Raw genomic sequence first — 3,608 nt, 5'->3', positions numbered from 1 at the left:
CCGCCCCGCCCCCCCCCCCCCCCCCCCCCCCCCCCCCCCCCCCCCCCCCCCCCCCCCCCCCGGTGGGCCCCACGGAACCGGAGCCCGGAGCATCCGCCCGCCCCTCCGCGACCCCGCGTACCCCGCCGCAGTCACCCGCACGGCGCACGCACCCCGCCGCAACGGAACGCCGCGTCGAACGCCGCGGCGCAACCCCGGCCGCCCGCCCCGCACCCCGCCCCGGCCCGGGAAACCACCCCACCCCGCCCGGTCGCACGGGCGCACCGGACGCGTGAAACCGGCTGGGTGGGGCACGTATCCGGGGCGCCCGTGCGGCGCGGGCCCGCGGGGGCCGTGAGCCGAGGTGCGCCGGGCGCTCGTGGGCCCTTGTGCCGGCCCCGCGGGGAGATGCCGTGGCCACCGGGGCGAGGGGACCCGCTTGCCTGACAGCCATGTGCCCGTTACCGGCGATTCAACGTCGCTTGCGAGCATCGCTGAATGCAGCCCGCTGTGCCGAATGCCCCGAACCGGAGGCTCCAGGCCGTACCGCCTCCCGCTCCGTCCGCCGAGCCCGCACGGCCCGGCGCGCGGGAGAATAAGGACATGCAGCAGTCTTCCGGGGAACGTGCCCCTAACCCCCACGAAACCAGTGCCCACGACTCGTCCCGGCCGCAGGGCCAGGGGACGGCCCAGGAGACCCCCGCATCCGAGGCCGGCCGCCCGGCCGCCCGGAGCCCGCGCGGCGCCCGCCGCACCGCCCGCGACGCAGCCGGTCCCGCCGGCCGAGCGGCGGCTGCGACCGGTACCGGCGACGCGGTACCCCAAGGCACAACCGGCTCGCACGCGGTCCCCGCACGCGCGGCCTCGAACAACGGAGCACCAGCCATTCACGGCGCACACGGCACGCCCGAAACCGACCCGTCCGGACGTCCCGCACCCCAGCCATCCATCGGTTCCATCGCCGCCCACCGCCCGCACGCGGTCGGCGCCCCCACCTCCCGGGACCTGGAGCCTGACATCGACGCCGACCTGGACGCCTACCCCGGCCAGACCGCCGACGAGGCCGACGAGCTGCCCCAGGGCCGGTTCCTGGACCGCGAGCGCAGTTGGCTGGCGTTCAACGAGCGGGTGCTCGAACTCGCCGAGGACCCGGCGACGCCGCTGCTCGAACGGGCCAACTTCCTGGCGATCTTCGCCAACAACCTGGACGAGTTCTTCATGGTCCGGGTCGCGGGCCTCAAGCGCCGCATCGCCACCGGCGTCGCCACCCGCTCCGCCTCCGGCCTCCAGCCGCGCGAAGTGCTCGACCTGATCTGGAACCGCACCCGCGAACTCATGGCCAGGCACGCCGCCTGCTACCAGACCGAGGTCGGCCCCGCCCTCGCCGACGAGGGCATCCACCTGGTGCGCTGGGGCGAGCTGACCGAGAAGGAACAGGAGCGCCTGACCGCGCTCTTCAAGAAGCAGATCTTCCCCGTGCTGACCCCCCTCGCGGTGGACCCGGCGCACCCCTTCCCGTACATCTCGGGCCTCTCGCTCAACCTGGCCGTGGTGGTCCGCAACCCGGTCAGCGGGCACGACCACTTCGCCCGGGTGAAGGTGCCGCCGCTGCTCAGCCGCTTCCTCGAAGCGTCGTCGCAGCGGTACGTGCCGCTGGAGGACGTCATCGCCGCCCACCTCGGCGACCTGTTCCCCGGCATGGACGTGCTGGCGCACCACATGTTCCGGGTCACCCGCAACGAGGACCTGGAGGTCGAGGAGGACGACGCGGAGAACCTGCTCCAGGCGCTGGAGAAGGAGCTCATGCGGCGTCGCTTCGGCCCGCCGGTGCGCCTCGAAGTCGAGGAGACCATCGCTCCGTACGTGCGCGACCTGCTGGTGCGCGAGCTCGACGTGTCCGAGGCGGAGGTCTATCCGCTGCCCGGGCCGCTCGACCTGACCGGGCTGTTCCGGATCGGCGGCCTGGACCGGCCCGAGCTCAAGTACCCGAAGTTCGTCGCCGGCACGCACCGCGACCTCGCCGAGGTCGAGTCCGCGTCGCCGCCCGACATCTTCGCCGCCATGCGCGAGCGGGACGTGCTGCTGCACCACCCCTACGACTCGTTCTCCACCTCCGTACAGCTCTTCCTGGAACAGGCCGCGGCCGACCCGGACGTGCTGGCCATCAAGCAGACGCTGTACCGTACCTCGGGCGACTCGCCGATCGTCGACGCGCTGATCGACGCGGCCGAGTCCGGCAAGCAGGTGCTCGTACTGGTGGAGATCAAGGCGCGGTTCGACGAGCAGGCGAACATCAAGTGGGCCCGCAAGCTGGAGGCGGCCGGCTGCCACGTCGTCTACGGCCTGGTGGGCCTGAAGACGCACTGCAAGCTCTCGCTCGTCGTACGCCAGGAGGGCGACACGCTCGTCCGCTACTCGCACGTCGGCACCGGCAACTACCATCCCAAGACCGCGCGGGTCTACGAGGACCTGGGGTTGCTGACCGCCAACGCCGAGGTGGGCGCTGACCTCTCCGACCTGTTCAACCGGCTCTCCGGCTACTCGCTGCGCGAGAACTACCGGCGGCTGCTGGTCGCCCCCAAGTCGCTGCGGGACGGCCTGATCAAGCGGGTCAACAAGGAAGTCGCCAACCACCGCGCCGGCAAGCCCGCCTACGTGCGCATCAAGGTCAACTCGATGGTGGACGAGGCCATCATCGACGCCTTGTACCAGGCGTCACGGGCGGGCGTGCCGGTGGACGTGTGGGTGCGCGGCATCTGCGCACTGCGCCCCGGTGTTGCCGGGCTCTCGGAGAACATACGCGTGCGCAGCGTGCTCGGCCGCTTCCTGGAGCACTCCCGGGTGTTCGTGTTCGGGAACGCCGGCGAGCCCGAAGTGTGGCTCGGCAGCGCCGACATGATGCACCGCAATCTGGACCGGCGGATCGAGGCGCTGGTGAGCGTCGTCGACCCCGCCCACCGGGCCGCGCTCAACCGGCTCCTGGAGACCGGAACATCGGACTCCACCGCGTCCTGGCACCTGGGCCCCAGCGGCGACTGGACCAGGCACGCCGTCGACGCGGACGACCGGCCGCTGCGGCACGTACAGGAGATGCTCATCGACGCCCGGAGGCGCCGGCGTGGTTCAACAGCGACATGACCTGGCGGTCGAGGTTACGGGGGCCAGGCAGGGTCCCGTCACCGGTGCCGCCTCCGGTACCAGGGGACACGAAATGACGGACTACGCCATGGGTTCAGCGGTCACGAGCAGCGGCCAGGGCCGGGCGACGACCACCGCGGGTGAGGTGCTCTCCCGCTATCTGCACGCACAGGCGGGGGACTTCCTCAGAAGCCTGCGCCTGCACCGCGAGAGCGGCTCCGACGCGGAGGAGGCGGTGGAGGCGGCCCGGCTGCTACGCCAGTCGGCGCGGCGGATCAGCGGTGTGCTGTACACCTACCGGCCGCTGACCGACCCGGTCTGGGCCGACCAGCTCAGGGCCGAACTCGCTTGGCTGTCGGGCGTGTTGGCGCGCGAGCACGCGTACGCGGCGCGGCTGGCCCGGCTGCGCGGCGCGCTGCACCGGCTGTCCGGCGCGCCGGTGCCCGAACCGCTGGTCGAGCGGGCGGCCGAGGCGCAGCCCGCTCGACCAG

General features: G+C 72.9%; 2 protein-coding genes. Both read left to right on the top strand.

Going from position 1 to position 3,608, the window contains the following annotated elements:
- The first annotated feature begins 582 nt into the window (after window positions 1–582).
- Window positions 583–3,117, top strand: a complete 2,535-nt coding sequence (locus AAHZ94_RS30685) for an RNA degradosome polyphosphate kinase (RefSeq protein ID WP_349996994.1) — start codon at window positions 583–585, stop codon at window positions 3,115–3,117.
- A gap of 73 nt (window positions 3,118–3,190) precedes the next feature.
- Window positions 3,191–3,608: CHAD domain-containing protein (locus AAHZ94_RS30680; protein ID WP_349996993.1), on the top strand; the 418-nt coding region annotated here is incomplete at its 3' end.

The sequence above is a fragment of the Streptomyces sp. HSW2009 genome, assembly GCF_040240285.1.
Taxonomy (GTDB): domain Bacteria; phylum Actinomycetota; class Actinomycetes; order Streptomycetales; family Streptomycetaceae; genus Streptomyces.
Note: the sequence above shows the minus strand (reverse complement) of the source record. Positions and strands in the feature narration are given on the sequence as shown.

Bases quoted from the DNA above. Each gene is read 5' to 3' on its own strand.
- AAHZ94_RS30685 (WP_349996994.1), top strand. From the start codon at position 583: ATGCAGCAGTCTTCCGGGGAACGTGCCCCTAACCCCCACGAAACCAGT.